At 73.3% G+C, this 18,318-nt stretch carries 16 protein-coding genes; 5 read left to right on the forward strand and 11 right to left on the reverse strand.

Going from position 1 to position 18,318, the window contains the following annotated elements; translation table 11 throughout:
- Positions 1–9 precede the first annotated feature (9 nt).
- Complete coding sequence (locus AB0C22_RS21865; protein ID WP_208570701.1) at positions 10–381, reverse strand: DoxX family protein; 372 nt, start codon at positions 379–381, stop codon at positions 10–12.
- 129 nt (positions 382–510) lie between these two features.
- Positions 511–2,847: an endopeptidase La gene (gene lon, locus AB0C22_RS21870; protein WP_357536719.1), complete on the reverse strand. Its 2,337-nt coding sequence runs from the start codon at positions 2,845–2,847 to the stop codon at positions 511–513.
- A 243-nt stretch (positions 2,848–3,090) separates the two neighbouring features.
- On the opposite strand from lon, the gene AB0C22_RS21875 reads away from it, so the two are divergent.
- Positions 3,091–3,438 (forward strand): Lsr2 family protein, encoded by a 348-nt coding sequence (locus AB0C22_RS21875; RefSeq protein ID WP_208570699.1) that lies wholly within the window; start codon positions 3,091–3,093, stop codon positions 3,436–3,438.
- Positions 3,439–3,803: 365 nt separating this feature from the next.
- Here the strand turns inward: AB0C22_RS21875 and AB0C22_RS21880 are convergent, their stop codons facing one another.
- Both AB0C22_RS21880 and AB0C22_RS21885 read right to left on the reverse strand, forming a co-directional pair.
- Positions 3,804–5,120 carry a hypothetical protein gene (locus tag AB0C22_RS21880; protein ID WP_219462377.1) on the reverse strand — a complete coding sequence of 439 codons (1,317 nt, stop codon included), beginning with the start codon at positions 5,118–5,120 and terminating at the stop codon, positions 3,804–3,806.
- A gap of 306 nt (positions 5,121–5,426) precedes the next feature.
- The gene (locus AB0C22_RS21885) at positions 5,427–6,551 is read right to left on the reverse strand and encodes a hypothetical protein (protein ID WP_357536721.1); all 1,125 of its coding nucleotides are present in this window, start codon (positions 6,549–6,551) and stop codon (positions 5,427–5,429) included.
- 3 nt (positions 6,552–6,554) lie between these two features.
- Between AB0C22_RS21885 and AB0C22_RS21890 the strand changes: the two genes are divergently transcribed.
- Together AB0C22_RS21890 and AB0C22_RS21895 are read left to right on the forward strand one after the other, a co-directional pair.
- The gene (locus AB0C22_RS21890) at positions 6,555–7,664 is read left to right on the forward strand and encodes a DICT sensory domain-containing protein (RefSeq protein WP_357536723.1); all 1,110 of its coding nucleotides are present in this window, start codon (positions 6,555–6,557) and stop codon (positions 7,662–7,664) included.
- Positions 7,665–7,681: 17 nt separating this feature from the next.
- Complete coding sequence (locus tag AB0C22_RS21895; protein WP_219462379.1) at positions 7,682–8,398, forward strand: helical backbone metal receptor; 717 nt, start codon at positions 7,682–7,684, stop codon at positions 8,396–8,398.
- A 32-nt stretch (positions 8,399–8,430) separates the two neighbouring features.
- On the opposite strand, the gene AB0C22_RS21900 is transcribed toward AB0C22_RS21895, so the two are convergent.
- Complete coding sequence (locus tag AB0C22_RS21900; RefSeq protein ID WP_219462383.1) at positions 8,431–9,120, reverse strand: CBS domain-containing protein; 690 nt, start codon at positions 9,118–9,120, stop codon at positions 8,431–8,433.
- A 223-nt stretch (positions 9,121–9,343) separates the two neighbouring features.
- Here AB0C22_RS21900 and AB0C22_RS21905 point away from each other — a divergent pair, with 223 nt between their 5' ends.
- Both AB0C22_RS21905 and AB0C22_RS21910 read left to right on the forward strand, forming a co-directional pair.
- Positions 9,344–9,907 carry a DoxX family membrane protein gene (locus tag AB0C22_RS21905; protein WP_219462385.1) on the forward strand — a complete coding sequence of 188 codons (564 nt, stop codon included), beginning with the start codon at positions 9,344–9,346 and terminating at the stop codon, positions 9,905–9,907.
- A 173-nt stretch (positions 9,908–10,080) separates the two neighbouring features.
- Positions 10,081–10,464 carry an FKBP-type peptidyl-prolyl cis-trans isomerase gene (locus AB0C22_RS21910; protein WP_208570694.1) on the forward strand — a complete coding sequence of 128 codons (384 nt, stop codon included), beginning with the start codon at positions 10,081–10,083 and terminating at the stop codon, positions 10,462–10,464.
- A gap of 233 nt (positions 10,465–10,697) precedes the next feature.
- On the opposite strand, the gene AB0C22_RS21915 is transcribed toward AB0C22_RS21910, so the two are convergent.
- The 6 genes from AB0C22_RS21915 to pdhA all read right to left on the reverse strand — a co-directional run bounded on the left by AB0C22_RS21915 (position 10,698) and on the right by pdhA (position 18,263).
- Positions 10,698–11,066 carry an STAS domain-containing protein gene (locus AB0C22_RS21915; protein WP_208570693.1) on the reverse strand — a complete coding sequence of 123 codons (369 nt, stop codon included), beginning with the start codon at positions 11,064–11,066 and terminating at the stop codon, positions 10,698–10,700.
- 178 nt (positions 11,067–11,244) lie between these two features.
- Positions 11,245–12,519, reverse strand: a complete 1,275-nt coding sequence (locus AB0C22_RS21920; protein ID WP_357536727.1) for an Ig-like domain-containing protein — start codon at positions 12,517–12,519, stop codon at positions 11,245–11,247.
- Between the two features lie 178 nt (positions 12,520–12,697).
- A complete protein-coding gene (locus AB0C22_RS21925) occupies positions 12,698–14,377 on the reverse strand; it encodes a right-handed parallel beta-helix repeat-containing protein (protein WP_219462388.1) in 1,680 nt (559 codons plus the stop codon).
- A 183-nt stretch (positions 14,378–14,560) separates the two neighbouring features.
- Positions 14,561–16,051 (reverse strand): dihydrolipoamide acetyltransferase family protein, encoded by a 1,491-nt coding sequence (locus AB0C22_RS21930; protein WP_357536729.1) that lies wholly within the window; start codon positions 16,049–16,051, stop codon positions 14,561–14,563.
- Complete coding sequence (locus AB0C22_RS21935; RefSeq protein ID WP_219462392.1) at positions 16,048–17,064, reverse strand: alpha-ketoacid dehydrogenase subunit beta; 1,017 nt, start codon at positions 17,062–17,064, stop codon at positions 16,048–16,050. The genes AB0C22_RS21930 and AB0C22_RS21935 overlap by 4 nt, the downstream gene beginning before the upstream one ends.
- Positions 17,064–18,263, reverse strand: coding sequence for a pyruvate dehydrogenase (acetyl-transferring) E1 component subunit alpha (gene pdhA, locus AB0C22_RS21940; protein WP_219470002.1), 1,200 nt, complete (start codon positions 18,261–18,263; stop codon positions 17,064–17,066). Before pdhA ends, AB0C22_RS21935 begins: the two co-directional genes overlap by 1 nt.
- Between the last annotated feature and the right edge of the window lie 55 nt (positions 18,264–18,318).

Here is an 18,318-nt window from a genome sequence, read left to right on the forward strand (position 1 = left end):
TCGCGTTCGTCAGAGCGGGTACGGCCCGAAGCGGCCCCAGGCGACGATCGCCGCCAGGATCAGCAGCACCACGGTCATCGCGGTGCCGGGGTGCTCCTTGGCGCGGGCGTGCACCACGATCGCGCCGATCATCACGATCACCAGCCCGACGGCGGCCAGCGGGGTGAGCACGGTGGCGATGCCGGTGAGGCCGGGCAGGACCAGTCCCAGCGCGGCCAGCACCTCGACCGCGCCGAGCGCCTTGACCTGGGTGGGCGGGACGTTCTCCACCCAGCCCATCCGGTCGCGCAACTTCTCCTTGGGCTGGGTCAGCTTGGTCAGCCCCGCGCCGGCGAAGAGCGCGGCGAGCAGGATCTGCAGGATCCACAGGAACAGGTTCATCGGCGGTCGCCTCCGGGGGGTGCCACCGTGGTGGCGGATGCGGTAACGGGGATGGTCAGGCTACGGCCCTGACGGCCCCCGACGCCCGGTGGGACGCCGAGGGCCGTGGAAGCGGTCGGGCGAGGCCGGTCAGGCGGCCCCGACCGGCCGGCCGCCGAGCGTCTCCGCGTCGATCTCGGCCGGGCGCAACGCCAGGGCGAGCACGTCGGCCACGTCGGCCAGGGTGTGCACGGTCAACGCCTCGCGTACCTCGGTGGGCAGGTCGTCGAGGTCCGGCTCGTTGCGGGCCGGGATGATCACCTCGGTCAGGCCGGCCCGGTGCGCGGCGAGCAGCTTCTGCTTCACCCCGCCGATGGGCAGCACCCGCCCGGACAGCGTCACCTCGCCGGTCATCCCGAACTCGGGCCGTACCGGCCGGCCGGTCACCAGGGACGCCAGCGCGGTGACCATGGTGATGCCGGCGCTCGGGCCGTCCTTGGGCACCGCGCCCGCCGGCACGTGCAGGTGGATCCGGCGTCCGGCCAGGACGTTCGGGTCGAGGCCGTAGCGCCGCCCGTTGGCGCGCAGGTAGGACAGCGCGATGTGGGCGGACTCCTTCATCACGTCGCCGAGTTGCCCGGTGAGGGTCAACCCGGGCTCACCGTCCATGCTGGTGGCCTCGATGAAGAGCACGTCACCGCCGGCGCCGGTGACGGCCAGGCCGGTGGCCACGCCGGGTACCGCCGTGCGCTCCGCCGACTCCGGGGTGAACTTCGGCCGGCCCAGGTAGCCGGCCAGGGTGTCGGTGTCCACCCGGACCGGGGTCGGGTCGGTCGTCAGGGTCACGGCGACCTTGCGCAGGATCTTCGCCAGGGCCCGTTCGAGCTGCCGGACGCCGGCCTCCCGGGTGTACTCGCCGGCGATCAGCGCCAGCACCTCGTCGGTGACGGTCACCTCGTCGGCGGTCAGGCCGGCCCGCTGGAGCTGCCGGGGCAGCAGGTGGTCGCGGGCGATGGCGACCTTCTCGTCCTCGGTGTAGCCGTCCAGGGTGACCAGTTCCATCCGGTCCAGCAGCGGGCCGGGGATGGCCTCCACCACGTTGGCGGTGGCCAGGAAGAGCACGTCGGACAGGTCGAGGTCGACTTCGAGGTAGTGGTCGCGGAAGGTGTGGTTCTGGGCCGGGTCGAGCACCTCCAGCAGGGCGGCGGCCGGGTCACCGGCGTACCCGGCGGCGAGCTTGTCGACCTCGTCGAGGAGCACCACCGGGTTCATCGAGCCGGCCTCGCGCAGCGCGCGGACGATCCGGCCGGGCAGCGCACCGACGTAGGTGCGCCGGTGCCCACGGATCTCGGCCTCGTCGCGGACGCCGCCGAGGGAGACCCGGACGAAGTTGCGGCCCAGCGCGCGGGCCACCGACTCGCCGAGGCTGGTCTTGCCGACTCCGGGCGGGCCGGCGAGGGCGAGCACCGCGCCGGAGCCGCGCCCGCCTACCACGCCGAGGTTGCGCTCGGCACGGCGGTTGCGCACCGCCAGGTATTCCAGGATGCGGTCCTTGACGTCGGCCAGGCCGGCGTGGTCGGCGTCGAGCACCGCCCGCGCCGTCGCCAGGTCGGTGTTGTCCTCGGTACGGGTGCTCCACGGCATCTCCAGCACCGTGTCCAGCCAGGTGCGGATCCACCCCGCCTCGGGTGAGGCGTCGCTGGCCCGTTCCAACTTGCCGACCTCACGCAGCGCCGCCTCGCGGACCTTGTCCGGCAGGTCGGCGGTCTCCACCCGGGAGCGGTAGTCGGCGGAGCCGTCCGGCTCGTCCTCGCCCAGTTCCTTGCGGATCGCGGCGAGCTGCTGGCGGAGCAGGAACTCCCGCTGGGACTTCTCCAGCCCCTCCCGGACGTCACTGGTGATCTGTTCGGTGACCTCCTGTTCGGCCAGGTGGTCCTTCACCCAGCCGACGAGCAGCTCCAGCCGGGCGGTGACGTCCTGAGCGGCGAGCAGTTCGGTCTTCTGCGCCAGGCTGAGCCACGGCGCGTAGCCGGCCGCGTCGGCCAGCTCGGACAGGTCGGTCATCCTTTCCATCGCGTCGATGACCTGCCAGGCGCCCCGCTGCTGGAGGACCGAGGTCATCAGGGCGCGGTACTCGCGGGCCAGGTCGCGGGCGCGGCCGGCGGGGGCGGGTTCGTCGAGTCGGGTGGCCTCCACCCAGAGGGCGGCGCCGGGTCCGGGGACGCCGGAGCCGATCCGGGCACGGGCCAGGCCACGCACCACGGCGGCGGGTTCGCCGTCGGGGAGGCGGCCCACCTTCTCGATGGTGGCGATCGTGCCGACGGGGCCGTACTCGCCGTCGATACGGGGTACGGCGAGCAGGGTGTTGTCGCCGCCGGCCCGGGCGGCGTCGACGGCGGCCTGGGTGGTCGGGTCGAGGGTCACCGGGATGACCATGCCGGGGAGCAGGACGACGTCGGTCAGGGGAAGTACCGCGAGGGTTGCCATCGGACACCTGCCATCACTTGAGGTTGAGCGTGTCTCACTCAAGTCACAAACCGTGCCCCGTGTTCCGGGATGTGACCCAGGACACATCCCGCCCGCACCTCCACCCTCGGCCAGCATTGGCCAGACCCGGATTTCCCAGGATTGACCCGACCCGTCAAATGAAAGAGAGGCGTATTGTTGCGGATTTGCCGTCAGATACGTCAAACTCTTAGCACACCCCGCTCAACACAGGGAGTAATGGCGATGGCAAGGAAAGTAATCACCGTTCTGACCGACGACCTCGACGGCGGAAAGGCCGATCGGACCGTCGAGTTCAGCCTGGACGGGGCGGCGTACACCATCGATCTCTCCGACGAGAACGCGGGGGTGCTGCGCAAGACGCTCGACGCGTACATCACCGCTGGCCGCCGAATGGGGCGGGGCGCGGTCGAGACCGGTCGGCCGGCTCGCCGCCCCGCTCGCGCCGGAGTCTCGGGAATGGACCGCGAGCAGAACCGCGCCATCCGGGAATGGGCGACCAAGAACGGCCACGAGATTTCCGAGCGTGGCCGCATCCCGGTCTCGGTCGTGGAGGCGTGGAAGAGCCGCTGAGGGCGGTCAGGTCACGAACGGACGCGCCGGGGTCACGCTGAGATAACAGCGGCGACCCCGGCGCTTTTCGCCGTGTCCACAATTTCCACCCGCTGCGCCGTCACCGAAAACCCTTGCCGGCCCGCCCGGCCCTGGCCGCCCGGAACGCACCGCACCGCGGGCCGCCCGGAACACACCGCACCGCGGGCCGTGGAATGCGTCGCTTCGCTTGCCGCCCGGAACGCGGGGCCTCCGAAACAGGATCGCCACCCGCCGGCCGCACCGGACCTCAGCGTCGGCCTCCGGAGAAGTGGACCCACCCGAAAGGCCACGGGCCGCCCCGGGGAGTTCCCCGGGGCGGCCCGTGGCCGTTGTCGTCTGTCCGGTCAGTTGACCCGGATGCGCACCACGTCGAAGGCGGGGGTCTGGTTGGCCCGCTCCATCATCGGAACCCGGTGCGAACCGTCACCGGCCCAGACCGCGCACTGCGCCGTACCCGACTGCGGCAGGCCCGGGATCTGGATGGTCACGTCGTCGGACTGGTTGCCGCCCTTGCCGTCCTCGGTGGCCACGAAGAACGCCGGGACGTCCTGCGGGTTCGACGGGGCCTGGTTGGTGTTCTGCAGCATCCGGCAGGCGGTGTGGAAGTGACCACGCGTGAGGCCCTGACCGTTGAGCACCGAGCTCTCCAGGTAGTAGCCACCCTGCCCGGCCGCCAGGAACCGGTCACGGACCAGGTTGCGGGTGGAGACCTTCAGGCTGAAGGCCTGGTTGCGCTGCACCTGGTTGGGGAACTGCGTGATCAGCAGCGACGGGTTGTTGGCCGCCGCTCCGACCTCGCCGAACGCGGTGCTGACGCAGCGGTTGCCGTTCTGGAAGCCGTCGTGCGGCTGCAACCGGCTGTTGGCGCAGTCCTTGGCGAGCACGCCCAGGGCGTTGCCGTTGTTGCCGTTCTGGCCGCCGTTGTTGTTGCCGCCGTTCTGGCCGCCGTTGTTGCCGTTGTTGCCGCCGTTGTTGTTCTGGCCGCCGTTGTTGCCGTTCTGGCCGCCGTTGTTGTTGCCACCGTTCTGGCCGCCGTTGTTGGCGGCGGCGGCGACCTGGCAGCCGGCGAGCTGCTCCAGGCCCTGCGGACGCTGGGCGAACCGGCCGATCGCGGTGGCGATCCGGTTGAGGGCGGACCGCCGCTTGTCGGCCAGCGGGCCGAGGATCGCGTTGTCGATGAACGCCTTGCCGTTGCGCCCCTCGGCCGCCAGCCGCTTGTTGGCGTCGTCGATCTGGGTCTTCAGTAGGGCGAGTTCCTTGTCCACCTCGGCCTTGGCCTGGGCCGGGATCTGCGGCAACCGGGGGGTGACCTCCGGGCAGGCCACCGTCGAGGCCAGCGTGGTCACCGGCGCGTTGCCGGCCTTGACGGCCTGGCACTCGGCGACGGACATCTGGCCGTCACCCCAGTGGTTGCGGACCCACCGGCCGTTCTGCCAGGTCTGGGTGGTGCTGCCCCGCCCGCTCGGCGAGGTGGCGCCGGGGCTCGGTGCGACACAGGCCGACGAGACGTTGCGGGCCTGCTGCCTCGGCTTGTCCCCGGCCGATGAGATCTGGGTGACGGCGGCGATGCCGCCGAAGACGACGAGCGCACCGACCGCCGCCAGCAGCCGCTTGCTCCGCGCGTTACCGGACGACCGGCGTGCCCCTGTGGACCTGCGCATCGAATTGCTCTCCTTCTCGATCCGGTACCTGACTCGTGTCCCCGACGAGGAGACGACCTTCGGGTCGGTCTCCCCCACCGGGGTCACTGCGACGTTCCGGTCGCACGTCGATGGCCGACGATGCCTTTCCGCACCGTCCGCCGCGTCGGGTGGCGCGGCTGGGAAGATCCTGTCCATTCCCGCTTAGGTACGGGCCGGCCCGGACGAAGGTTCAAAGCGGATCGAGGAATCCGGGACCATTTTTCGGCCGGGCCGGATTGTCACCACACGTCGCCGGAAAATGACGGCGGGTCGTTCCCGGAGGGGTCAGTCCCCGCAGAGGTGACCGAAGGCGAACGGCGTGGCCAACTCGTCGCGCCGGTCCCGCAGCACGCAGATCTGCCGGCGCAGCTCGTCCCGGTCGAGCAGGGCCGATTCGTCGGCCACAGCCACCGCCGGCCGGTCACCCACCGGCAACCGGTCGCCCACCGCCACCGCCGCGAGGTCCTCGGCCAGTCGGGCGGGGTCCACCCCGCAGTGCCACCGCGCCTCGGACACGGTGACCCGCTCCACCAGGCAGCGGCCGGGCCGCACCTCGACCCAGCTCCACCCCTCGGCCGTCCCGTCGCGCCACCGCACGTGCAGCCCGCGCACGATCGGATCACTGAGCCGCCGCGACACGTACGCCTCGACGGCCGCCGCCCGGGACAGCGCGCCGAGGTCGTTCACCGCTCCGGTGCGCCCGTCGGGCAACCGGCCGACGATGTCCCGGTAACCGACCGGGTTGTCGTCCGGGTCGTCGCCACCGGCACCGGCGGCGTAGGCGCGGGCGTCGATGACGTACGTGATGATCCGTCGGCCGTGGTCGGCGGCCCGCAGCGTCGGCGAGCCGATCCGCAGCACCGGCAGGCCCACGGCGGCGCAGACCGCCGAGACCATCCGCTCGGTCCGCTGCCCCGCCGACCCGGCCGGCGCGGTCGGGCCGACGGTCAGGGCGAACAGCGGCACGCCGGTGTCGGCAGCGCAGACGACGTGGTCGAACTCCGCGCGCAACGCCGAACTCCACTGGTGCCCGGTGACCCCGGCCGGCCGCCGCGACACCAGGTCGCCGAGCCGACGGGCGGGGTACACCGCCTGGCCGGCCCGGACGAACAGCGGCGCGGCCCCGGCCGGAACCGGCCGCAGCCGGGCCCCGTCGTCGGTGGCGGTACGCGTCATCGTCGGGTCGGTCCGTCCGTGGCAGGAGAGGTGACCGGCCGAGTCTAGGACGTCGACCCCCGTGCCCGCCTCGTCGGTGCGGCCGGTGGACCCGGCACCGAGCGGTCGATCCGGGCGGTGGGCCGGCACTGGGCCGTCGAAGCGGACGATGAGCCCGGCATCCGGGCCGTCGATGCGGGCGGCGGGTCCCGCACCAGGCGGTTGGTGTGCCCCGACCGGGATCTCTACGCTCACGGGGTGCTGCACGACGGACCGGCCCCGGAACTGTTGACCAAGCGGAGTCTCGTCACGGTCTCCCACGCCATCGAGCGGTCGGCGCTGGCCACCGCCGAGGACGGCCCGCTGGTGGTGATCGCCCTGTTCCAGCGGATGCCGTACTTCCAGCGGGAACGGGCCCGCTACACACGCATCGCCGCGGGTGCGGCGGTCACCGTGGTCGGACTGGTCGGGCAGACACCGCCGGAGCTGCCCGACGGGGCGTACCCGGTGGCGCTGGAGGAGACCGAGGAGCTGGCCCGGGAGTGGAGCGTGGTGGCCCTGACCCCCCGCTTCGGGGCCAGCCTGGTGGCCCGGGACCGGCGGGAGGTGGTGGCCGCCGACACGCTGGAGGAGGGCCGGCTCTTCGCCGGCCGCTGGGGGTTCCGCCGGGACGAGGCGCTGCACGAGGTGATCCGGCTGCGGGCGCACCTCGGCGACCGGCTCCCCCCGGCCGCGCTGACCGCTATCGATCAGGTGCTGCGCCGGGTCAGGGACCTGCCGGCGACCCCCGGTGAGAGCCGGGCGGAGGCGGCGTTGCGGCTGATGGCCGAGCGCGTCGACCGGGCCCCCCGTGGCGGGCCGGGACGATCCGCCGAACCGGTCGCGGGACCACCGGGCCTGGTGGACGAGCCGACCCTGCGCCGCTGGACCGGAATGGACGGGGTGACCGCCGCCGGCACCCTGCCGGTGGCCCTGATCGGGGTCCGGATCGGTGACCCGGCCCGCGCCGCCGAACGCTTCGGACGCCGCAGCACCGCCCGCGAGGCGCAGGCCGTGATCGCCGCGCTGACCGCCCCACTGCGCCCGCTCGACCGGGCGATCCGCCTCGCCCCCGACGAGTACCTGCTGGTCCTGCCCGCGTTGAGCCGGGAGGAGGCGCTGGCGGTGGCCGGTCAGGTGCACACCTCGGTCGCCGGGCTGGCCCGGTCGTACCCGTTCGTGTCCTTCGCGGTGCACACGGCGGTCACCGTGACCGACCGGCGGCCGATGCCGGTGGCCGAGGTCCGGCACGCCGTCGAGTGGGCGGCCCGGGAGGGCGTACCGATGGCTACGGTGTCCCGGGAGACCGTCGCGAGCGCCGCCCACTGAGCGCGGCAGGGGACACGATGCGGGTCGTCTCGCTGGTGCCGTCGCTGACCGAGGCGGTGGCGGTGACAGTGCCGGAACTGCTGGTAGGGGCGACCGACTGGTGTGTGCACCCGTCGGGTCTGGACGTGGCCCGGGTCGGCGGCAGCAAGTACCCCGACCTGGATCGGGTCCGGGCGCTGCGGCCGGACCTGGTGCTGCTCAACGTGGAGGAGAACCGGCGGGCCGACGCCGACGCGCTCAGCGCGGCCGGGGTGCCGGTGCTGGTCACCTACCCGCGTACCGTGCCGCAGGCCCTGGACGAGTTGGCCGGGGTGCTCGCCGCGCTGGGGGTGACCGGGGAGCCGGGCTGGCTGACCGACGCCCGCCGGGCCTGGGCCGCACCCGCCGTCGGGGCCGGGGCACGCCGGGCCGTGGTGCCGGTGTGGCGACGGCCGTGGGTGGTGCTCGGCGGGGACACCTTCGCCGGGGACGTACTGCGCCGGCTCGGCGTGGTCAACCTCTACGACGACGACCCCGAGCGCTATCCGCGCCCCGACCTCGACGCGCTGCGGGCCCGCCGGCCCGACCTGGTGGTCCTGCCCGACGAGCCCTACGCGTTCACCGCCGACGACGGGCCGGACGCCTTCCCCGGCATCGACTGCGCGCTGGTGTCCGGCCGGCACCTCACCTGGTACGGCCCGTCGCTGGCCGAGGCGCCCGCCCTGCTCACCGCCCAACTCGCCACCCCGGTCTGACCATCCGTCCCGGGTGGGTGCTCGGGTGGCGGTCAGGCCACCGGGGTGATCCCCCGCTCCACCAGGCCGGCGTCGTCGACGTCGTACCCGATGGTGCTGGTGACCTGGACCACGCCGCTGACCTGGCCGGCGAGTTTCTCCGCCAGCTCGGCGTCGGTCCGCCGGTCCAGCCGGCCGTCCAACCGCACCGCGCCGTCGCGGACCTGTACGGTGACCAGCCCGTCCCGCACGGCCAGCACCCGCCGCAGCACCTCCTGCACCACGTCCTCGCGGATCTCGGCGTCGGTGCGCAGGTGCACCCGCAGCAGGTCGCCGCGGGTGACGATGCCGACCAGCCGGCCCAGGTCGTCGAGGACCGGTAGCCGCTTGACCGCCTCCCGGTCCATCAGCCGGGCCGCCGCCGGCAGCGACGCCCCGGGGTGGGTGGTGACGGCCGGCGCGGTCATCAGCTCCTTCGCCAGCAGCGCCTCGGCCTTCTCCCGGGACACCCGACGACGTCGCCCGGCGAAGACCCGCCGTTCCTCCTGCACCCCGGAGTGCTCCACCTTGTGCAGCAGGTCCGCCTCGGACACCACCCCCAGCACCCGCCGGAAGCCGTCCACCACCGGCACCGCGCTGATGCCGCGCCGGATCAGCACGTCGACGATCGCCCGGTAGGGGGTCTCCTCCCCCACCGTGGCGACCTCCCGGGTCATCACGTCGTCCACCTGCCATGTCCTCATCACGACCTCCTCGGGCTCTCCCGGCCGACGTTAGGGCCGGCCCGACCGGTCGGGGCAGAGGCGGACGGACCGGTACCGCGGAGGCCGAAGGTCCCGTCGGGAGGCCCGTGGCAGGGGACTTAGGTCCCGCCCCGGCACGTACCGGTCGGCCCTGCCGGGACGGCCGCGAACGGCGTGGAATGTAACTGCCACCGGGAAGTGCGGTGCCAGGCAGAGAAGGGACGTGGGAACCATGACCGCGACGATCGAGCGGAACACCACCGCAGGGACCGCACCGGTGGCCGGAACCGAGACCACCCGGCAGCGCGCCGCCCGCTACGTCTGGGCCGGGACCCGGATCGCCCTCGGCTGGATCTTCCTCTGGGCCTTCCTGGACAAGCTGTTCGGCCTCGGCCACGAGACCGCGACGAAGAACGCCTGGATCAACGGCGGCAGCCCGACCAAGGGTTTCCTGGCCTTCGGTGCGAAGGGTCCGTTCCAGGGGCTCTACCAGGACATCGCCGGTGCGGCCTGGGCCGACTGGCTGTTCATGATCGGCCTGGCCGGCATCGGGGTGGCCCTGCTGCTGGGCATCGGGATGCGGGTCGCCGCGATCGCCGGTGGCCTGCTCATGGTGCTGATGTGGACCGCCGTCCTGCCCCCCGAGAACAACCCCTTCATGGACGACCACCTGATCTACGCCGCGGTGCTGGCCGGTCTCGCCCTGGTCGGCGCGGGGAACACCCTCGGCTTCGGCCGGGTCTGGGCCACCCTCCCGCTGGTACGCCGGTTCGGCTGGCTCCGGTAACCGACCGCGAGCACCCGACCGGCCGGCAGGGGCGCCACCTCGACGGTGGCGCCCCTGCCGCGCGTCCACCCCCGCCCGTGGGGTCCGGCGTCGGGCCCTACGGGAATAGGTCCGTCACGATCGGGCAGGATCGACACCGACCGGACGATCGTGCGACGACGAGGAGATCAGCAATGAACACGCCCCAGGCAGGTAAGCCGGAGATCGGCCCGATCGAGGGCGCACCCCCGGCCGACCTCGTCATCGAGGACATCACCGTCGGCGACGGCCCCGAGGCCCAGCCGGGCCAGCTGGCCAACGTGCACTACGTCGGGGTGTCCCACTCCACCGGGCGCGAGTTCGACGCCTCCTGGAACCGGGGTGAGGCGTTCGAGTTCCCGCTCGGCGGCGGCCAGGTCATCGCCGGCTGGGACCAGGGCGTGGTGGGCATGAAGGTCGGCGGTCGTCGCCGGCTCACCATCCCGCCGCACCTGGGCTACGGCAGCCGGGGCGCGGGCGGGGTCATCAAGCCGAACGAGACCCTGGTCTTCGTCGTCGACCTGCTCGGCGTCCGCTGACCACCGGCGGGGTCGCCGGCACCGGCCGGCGGCCCCGCCGGCACACCTACCGAGATCCTGTGCCGTGCCCGGGGGTCCTGTGCCGTGCCCGGGGGTCCGGTGCCGGACTGCCCGCCCCGGGGCCGGCGGCGTCGGCCGTCGAGGTGCCGGGCGGCCCGAGTCCACGTCACACCCGGCTCGACGAGCCGGCCGGACACGATACGACGCGGGCAGGCGGGCGGGCGCGTGGCCGGTCAGGCGCAGGCGGCCAGGGGGCGGTGCGTGACCCCGACCGGGGCGTCGCCGTGCCGGACCGCGATGATCCGGTGCAGGCCGGTGGCGCGCAGCACCCGGGCGACCACCGGATCGGGGTCGACCACGACCAGCTCGCCGCCCCGGGCCCGGACCCGCAGGTGCGCGGCGACCAACGCCCGCACCCCGGCGGCGGAGAGCACCCGGACACCGGAGAGGTCGAGCCGCAGCAGCGGACGGACCGGTGCGGCCCAGAGGGCGACCCGGAACTCGCCGACGGTGGCGATGTCGATCTCGCCCACCACGCGCACCTCGACCACGTCGTCGGCCACCCGGAGCCGCACGTGGAACCGGTCCTCTCCCTGCGTCATGCCCCGAATCTAGCCCCCACCTCCGACGTTTCCGCCCTGCCAGAGGCGGGTTTCCGGGTAGTCCCAGGGTCGCCCCGGAGCTGACCCTGACTCCTCCTCAGGGTGGACCCACGCGGTACGCCGTGGTCGGCCCGTCGTGACGGGCCGACCACGGCGTACCACACCTGCCCGGGCCTGGTCAGCCGCCGCTGGCCGACGGCGCGGGAGCCGGCGACGAGCCACCGGCGACCACCCCCGGATGCGGCGGGCTGGTGGCGGGCGCCGGCTTCAACCCCGGCGGTACGGGCAGCGCGCTGCCCCTGGCGAACTCGGCCCAGCCCGTGTTCCAGGCCGTCCAGCCGTTGCCCGGCCGCAGCGGCACCTCGGTGCCCTTCACGGTGACCAGGTCGCCGACCTGGGTGACGCCCATCAGCCAGTCGGCGGCGGTGGACGACACGTTGGCGCAGCCGTGCGAGACGTTGGTGTAGCCCTGGTCCCCCTCCGACCACGGCGCGGCGTGGATGAACTCGCCGCCCCAGGTGAGGCGCTGGGCGTCCTCGACGTCGACCACATAGCCGCCGTCGGGCTCACCCCGGGTGTCGAAGCGGGTCTGCTGGTGCTTCTCCATGATCACCATCTTGCCGCTGGAACTCGGGGTGCTCGGCTTGCCGAGACTGACCGGGATCCTGCGGACCAGCTTGCCGTCCTGGAAGACCGACATCTGCTTGGTGGCGTTGTCGATGTCCAGGGCGACCTGCCGGCCGATCTTCGAGGTGGACCGCCGGTCGGCATCACCGACGTACTCCTTGCCGATCGGCAGCCCCTCCAGCGCGGACCGGACACTGATCGTCGTCCCGCTGCGCCAGAAGTCGGGCGCGCGGTAGTAGACCTGGCTGCCGTCCTCCAGCCACGACCAGGTGCCCGGCTGCGGCGGATCGGTCTTCACGAACAACCGTCGCTGCACGGCCGCTCTGGCCGCTGTGGGAACTGCCGGTTCGAACGCCACCGTCACCGGCATCGCGGTGCCGTACGTCTGGTTGCCGGCGAAGTAGAGCACGCTGGTCAACGCCGACCGGGTGGTGTTCGCCACCGTGGTGAACGTGGTGCGCCCGACGGTCGTGCGGCCCGCGTCACCGGTCGCGGTCACCTCCGCGGTGTAGGTCCGGCCACCACTCAACGGGGCCGCCGGCACCCAGCTCGACCCGTCCTCCCGCGGCTCCCCGGCGACGGACTTCCCCTTGTCGTCGGTGAGCTTCACACTGGTCACCCGCCCGTTGTTCACGGTGGTGCCGACCTCCGCGCTGACCGGTACGTCCTTCGCCCGATCGGCCGGCGTCACCGACACCGTGGGGGCCGCCGGCCCACCGGGCGCCGCCCCGGCCGCCGGCTTCCGCTCGGCGGTACACCCGCCGAGGACCAGCGGTGTGGCTGCGATGGTCACCGCCAGAAGCGTCAATCGCCGCCTCACGTCCATATTCCCGTCCCCCCGTTCCCCGTCCCCTTGGCCACATTCTGTACGGCGTTTCTCGGGCCGGGTCACGCTTTCGGGGAACCGGGCGGGCAACGGCCGGCCTTATCGACCCCATCGATGCCGGACGGGCCGGACGGGCACCGGATGTCCGGGATCGACCGCGTCGGGGCGGCACGGACAGTCAGTCCCAGTCCTGGTCACCGTGGTTGCGGTTCCACCGCCCACCGACCGGCGGGGTGTCCAGTCGGATGGCTGCCACCGCGTTACCGGCCAGGTCGTTGTCCTCCACCCGGCAGGAGACACAACTGCCCCGGGAGGTGATCCAGAGCCCGTGGGTCTGGGTGCGTTCGGGATGGTTGTCCCAGATCCGGTTGCCGCGCACCGTCGCCGAGTCGAACGCGGCGTCGATCGCGATGCCGGCCCGGGTCGGCGGCGCGTCAGGCAACTCGTACGGGGTGCCCGGCAGCGGGGTGTCCCCGCTCCACGCGGAGTAGGCGTCCGGGCGGACCGGGGCGAGGTGCAGTTCGGTGGCGGTGTTGGCGGCCACCACCGCCACCCGGGAGCCGACCCGCAGCACCTTGCCCCGGTGACTGTCCTGCGCCCAGTTCGCCGAGCGGTCGACCACGGACCGGGCGCTGTAGCGGACCGACTCGCCGCCGCCACAGGACGCCTCGGCACACTGCCGACCGTTGTTGCGGATCCGGTTGTCGAGCAGCATCGCGTCGGTCATCGGCCGGTCCACCCGGACGGCGTCCAGGCCGTTGCCCCAGAACTCGTTGCTCTCCACCACCACGTCCTGCGCCGGGTGCGGATAGCCGCGACCCAGATCGTGCTGGTGGTAGCCGTAACCGCCGTTGCTGCTGATCCGGTTGCCCCGCACCGTGTACGGGCCCGGCGTGTTGCCCACGCTGATCCCGTCGCCCACGTTGGCGTCGATGACGCAGTCGGTGAGCAGGCCGCCCCGGCCGGCGACCCCGGCGGTGCCGTTGCCGGACACGTCGTAGCCGGCCTCCAGGTTGCCGGTCATCGTGCAACCGGTGACGATCAGCCCGTCGGCACCCCAGTCCGAGATGCCGAAGCGGTTGCCCTGGCTGTGGCAGCCGATGATCCGGTAGCCACGCGGCGGCGTCCAGTGGTCCTTCTGGAGTTCGAGGAAGATGCCGTTGGTGCCGTTGGCGAGGGCCGTGCAGTTGGCGATGGTGAGCCGTTCCATGTCGCCCCAGCCACCGATGCCGATACCGATGCCCGCGCCGCCCATCTGCTCACCGTTGTCCAGCCGGCCGCAGCCGACCACCACCACCCCGTCGACCAGGGTGTCCTGGAGGAAGTCGCAACCCAGGCCGGTCGCACCGGTGTGGTGGATGTAGAGGTTGCGGAACACCCCGCGCACCACGTACTGCAAACCGAGCCCCTTGGCCAGGTAGTTGTACTCGGCCAGCGCCACCCCTGAGCCGTCGATCTCGAAGTCGGCGAAGGTGCAGTCGGCGATGTGCCGGTCCCGGTCCGCGCCGTGCTGCAACACCGTCCAGAACGCCAGCGGCGTCGGGTCGGTGCGGTTGCCCTCGTTGCTGAGCAGAAACCGGGTGGCCGCCGGGCCGGCGCCGATCAACGACACCCCGCTGCGCCACACCGTGCCGGCGTCCCGGATGGAGTAGATGCCCGGCGGGCACCAGATCACCCGGGCCCGCCCGTCGGCCGCGTAGCCGTCACCGAGCCGGTCCACCAGGGCGGCGAGCGCCGGCTGGTCGTTGGTCACCCCGTCGCCGGTCAACCCGTGGTCGTGGGCGTTGCACCACAGCGGTGCCCCGGCGACGGGGGGACGGCGGTCCCGCACGGCGACGGGCAGACCCTGGTACGGCACGGTGGCTCCTCTCGGCGGCGGGTTCGCGACCGACGCGGCGGGTTCGCGACCGACGGCGGTTTCCCGGCCCACCGACCGGAAAACCCGCCCGCCCACCGCCGGCCCGTCCGGAACCGGACGAACACCGGGCAGCGCGACGGAGCCGGTCACCCCGCCCAGGGTGACCGGCTCCGGGCGTACCGCTCAGACGTTCGCCACCAGCAACGCCGGCTGTTCGACGCAGTCGGCGACGTGCCGCAGAAAGCCACCGGCCACGCCACCGTCGCAGACCCGGTGGTCGAAGGTGAGGCTGAGCTGGGTCACCTTGCGGACGGCCAGCTGCCCGTCGACCACCCACGGCTTGTCCACGATCCGCCCCACCCCGAGCAGCGCCGCCTCCGGGTGGTTGATGATCGGGGTGGAACCGTCCACCCCGAACACGCCGTAGTTGTTGAGGGTGAAGGTGCCGCCGGTGAGCCGGGCCGGCGACAGGGTGCCGGCGCGGGCGGCGGCGGTGGTCTCGGCCAGCGCGGCGGCCAACTCCCTGGTGGTCAGCCGCTGGGCGTCGCGTAGCACCGGGACGAGCAGGCCCCGGTCGGTCTGCGCGGCGATGCCCAGGTGCACCCCGGCCGACTGGACGATGCGCTGCCCCTCGGTGTCGACGTGCGCATTGAGCTGCGGGAACCGCCGCAGGCCGCTGAGGCAGATCCGGGCCAGCAGGGCCAGCACGCTGACCGGGGCGTCCGGGGTGGCCGCGTTGATCGCCGCCCGGGTGGCCAGCAACGCGGTGGCGTCCGCGTCCACCCAGATGGTGACCTCGGGAATCTCCCGACGGCTGCGGGAAAGCTTGTCGGCGATCACCCGGCGGATGCCGGTCAGCGGAATGACCACGTCGGACGCCTCGGCGGGGGCCGGCCCGACGTGCGCCGCCGGGGCCGGGTCCGCGACGGCGGCGGGCCGGTCCGGGTCGCCGGTGTGCCGCTGCGGCGCGGTGGTCAGGGCGGCCTCCACGTCGCTGCGGCGGATCACGCCGCCGGGGCCGGTGCCCCGCAGCCCGGCCAGGTCGACCCCGTGCTCGCGGGCGAGCCGGCGCACGATCGGCGAGATGACCAGGGGGGCCGTCCCGCCGGCCGGCGCGGTGCCGCCTCCGGCCGGCGGGACGACGCCGTCGGTGGACACCCCGGTGGCCGGGGTGTCCGTCCCCGCGCCGGCCGGGACCCTCGGCGCGGACGACGGGCCGACGGTGCCAACGGGGACGGGCCCGACGGCCGGCTCCGCGACGGGCGCGGCGGCCGGCTCCGGGGCCAGGGTCAGCCGGGGGCGTCGCCGCCGCCGGGTGCCGCCGTGGCCGGTGCCGTACCCGATCAGGACGTTGCCGGAGCCGGCCCGTTCCTCCTCGCGGTAGGTGGCGTGCCCGGCGGGCTCGTCGCCGCCGTCGGCCGGCGCGACGGTGATCAGCGGCTGACCGACCGGGCGCGTCTCACCGGCCGCGCCGTGCAGGGCGACCACCCGCCCGGCGTACGGGCAGGGCACGTCGACCACGGCCTTGGCGGTCTCCACCTCCACCACGCTCTGGTCCACGGTGACCACGTCACCGACGGCGACCTTCCACTCGACGATCTCGGCCTCGCTCAGCCCCTCACCGAGGTCGGGCAGGAGGAAGACCCGGGTGCCGGTGGCGGTACGGGCGCTCACGCCGCGCTCCCCTGGGCCAGCCAGCGCGGATCGGGCCGGTCGTCCCACTGCAGGCGGGCCACGGTGTCGAGGACCCGGTCCACCCCGGGCAGGTGGGTGTGCTCCAGCATCGGCGCCGGGTAGGGGATGTCCAGCCCGGCGACCCGCAGCACCGGGGCGTGCAGGGCGTGGAAGCAGCGCTCCTGCACCCGGGCGGCGATCTCCGCGCCGACCCCGGCGAAGCCCTGCGCCTCGGTGATCACCACGCACCTGCCGGTACGGCGCACCGAGGCGGTGACGGTGGCGTCGTCGAACGGCACGATGGTGCGTACGTCGACGACCTCCAGGTCCCAGCCGTCCTCCCGGGCGGCCTCGGCGGCCTCCAGCGCCACCGGCACCGCCGGGCCGTACGCGACCAGGGTGGCGTCGGTGCCGGGACGGCGCACCACGGCTCGGCCAAACGGGGCGGTACGGGCGGGCAGTTCAGCCTCGCCGCTGGCGAAGTAGAGCTTCTTCGGCTCCAGGAACACCACCGGGTCCGGATCGGCGATCGCCTCCCGCAGCAGCGAGTACGCGTCCTCCACCGTCGCCGGGGTGACCACCTTCAGGCCGGGGGTGTGCGCGTAGTACGCCTCGGACGAGTCGCAGTGGTGCTCCACCCCACCGATGCCACCGGCGTACGGCACCCGGATGACCATCGGCACGCTCAACGCGCCCCGGGTGCGGTTGCGCAGCTTCGCCACGTGCGAGGCGATCTGCTCGAACGCCGGGTAGGCGAACGCGTCGAACTGCATCTCCACCACCGGCCGCAGCCCGGACATGGCCAGGCCGACGGCGAAGCCGACGATGCCGGCCTCGGCGAGCGGGGTGTCGAAGCAGCGCTTGTCACCGAACCGGGCCTGCAACCCGTCGGTGATCCGGAAGACCCCGCCGAGCTGTCCCACGTCCTCGCCGAAGACGAGCACCCGCTCGTCGTCGAGCATCGCGTCGGCCAGCGCGGCGTTGAGCGCCTTCGCCATGGTCATGGTGGCCATCAGGCGTCCCCCTCCGCGTCGGCGGCCAGCTCGGCCCGGACCATCTCGCGCTGCTCGACCAGTTGCGGGGTCGGTTCGGCGTAGACGTGCTCGAACAGGCTCAGCGGGTCGACGGTCGGCTGGGCGTGCATCCGGTCCCGCAGGTCGGCGGCGTACGCCTCGGCCTCGGCGGCGATCTGTGCGACCACCGCGTCGTCCAGCTCGCCCCGGCTGCGCAGGTACGCCTCCAGCCGGGCCACCGGGTCGCGGTCCCGCCACGCCTCGACCTCGTCGGGGTCCCGGTAGCGGCTGGCGTCGTCGGCGTTGGTGTGCGCCTCCATCCGGTAGGTGTGCGCCTCCACCAGGTACGGCCCGTGCCCGGCGCGGGCGTGCGCCACCGCCCGGGTGAGCACCGCCAGGACGGCGACGGGGTCGTTGCCGTCGACCTGCTCGCTGGGCACCCCGTAGCCGACGCCCTTGTAGGCCAGGCTCGGCGCGGCCGTCTGCCGGGACAGCGGCACGCTGATCGCGTACTTGTTGTTCTGCACGAAGTAGACGACCGGGGCCTTGAACACGGCGGCGAAGTTGAGCCCCTCGTGGAAGTCGCCCTCACTGGTCGCGCCGTCGCCGATGAAGGCCAGCGCGACCGTGTCCCGCCCCTGGTAGGACTCGCCGTAGGCCAGGCCGGCGGCGTGCACGCACTGGGTCGCCAGCGGGGTGCACTGCGGCGCGGTGTGCACCACCGTCGGGTCGTACCCGCAGTGCCAGTCGCCGCGCAGCAGGGTGAGCACCTCGACCGGGTCGATGCCCCGGGCGGTCAGCGCCATCGACTCCCGGTAGGTGGGGAACACCCAGTCGTCGTCGCGCAGCGCCAGCACCGCGCCGACCTGGCACGCCTCCTGGCCGCGCGAGGACGGGTAGACGGCGAGCCGGCCCTGCTTGGTCAGGGCGGTGGACTGTGCGTCGAAGCGCCGGCCGACGACCATCCGCCGGTACATCTCGCGCAGCGTCTCGACCGGCGGTTCGGGCAGGTCGGCGCGGGGCGGCAACGGGGTGCCGTCGGGGTCGAGCAACCGGACCGGCGCGGTCTGCGGGAGCAGGCCGGCGGTGGGGTCGGGGGCGACCGGGGTGGCCGGTCGACGGGTACGCGGGGATGCCCTGCGGACCGCCTGGGGTGTGGTCGTCACGGCGGGGACCTCCTGGACGTGTGGTGGCCCTATGCTCCAGCCGTTGGATGATTGACTCAACATTCCCGGTGAACGCGGGACGATTGGC

It is taken from the genome of Micromonospora sp. NPDC048894 (assembly GCF_040649765.1).
Lineage (GTDB): Bacteria > Actinomycetota > Actinomycetes > Mycobacteriales > Micromonosporaceae > Micromonospora > Micromonospora antibiotica.

Coding starts and splice junctions, on each gene's coding strand:
- AB0C22_RS21865 (WP_208570701.1), bottom strand. CDS start 381: ATGAACCTGTTCCTGTGGATCCTGCAGATCCTGCTCGCCGCGCTCTTC.
- lon (WP_357536719.1), bottom strand. CDS start 2,847: ATGGCAACCCTCGCGGTACTTCCCCTGACCGACGTCGTCCTGCTCCCC.
- AB0C22_RS21875 (WP_208570699.1), top strand. CDS start 3,091: ATGGCAAGGAAAGTAATCACCGTTCTGACCGACGACCTCGACGGCGGA.
- AB0C22_RS21880 (WP_219462377.1), bottom strand. CDS start 5,120: ATGCGCAGGTCCACAGGGGCACGCCGGTCGTCCGGTAACGCGCGGAGC.
- AB0C22_RS21895 (WP_219462379.1), top strand. CDS start 7,682: ATGCGGGTCGTCTCGCTGGTGCCGTCGCTGACCGAGGCGGTGGCGGTG.
- AB0C22_RS21900 (WP_219462383.1), bottom strand. CDS start 9,120: ATGAGGACATGGCAGGTGGACGACGTGATGACCCGGGAGGTCGCCACG.
- AB0C22_RS21910 (WP_208570694.1), top strand. CDS start 10,081: ATGAACACGCCCCAGGCAGGTAAGCCGGAGATCGGCCCGATCGAGGGC.
- AB0C22_RS21915 (WP_208570693.1), bottom strand. CDS start 11,066: ATGACGCAGGGAGAGGACCGGTTCCACGTGCGGCTCCGGGTGGCCGAC.
- AB0C22_RS21920 (WP_357536727.1), bottom strand. CDS start 12,519: ATGGACGTGAGGCGGCGATTGACGCTTCTGGCGGTGACCATCGCAGCC.
- AB0C22_RS21935 (WP_219462392.1), bottom strand. CDS start 17,064: ATGGCCACCATGACCATGGCGAAGGCGCTCAACGCCGCGCTGGCCGAC.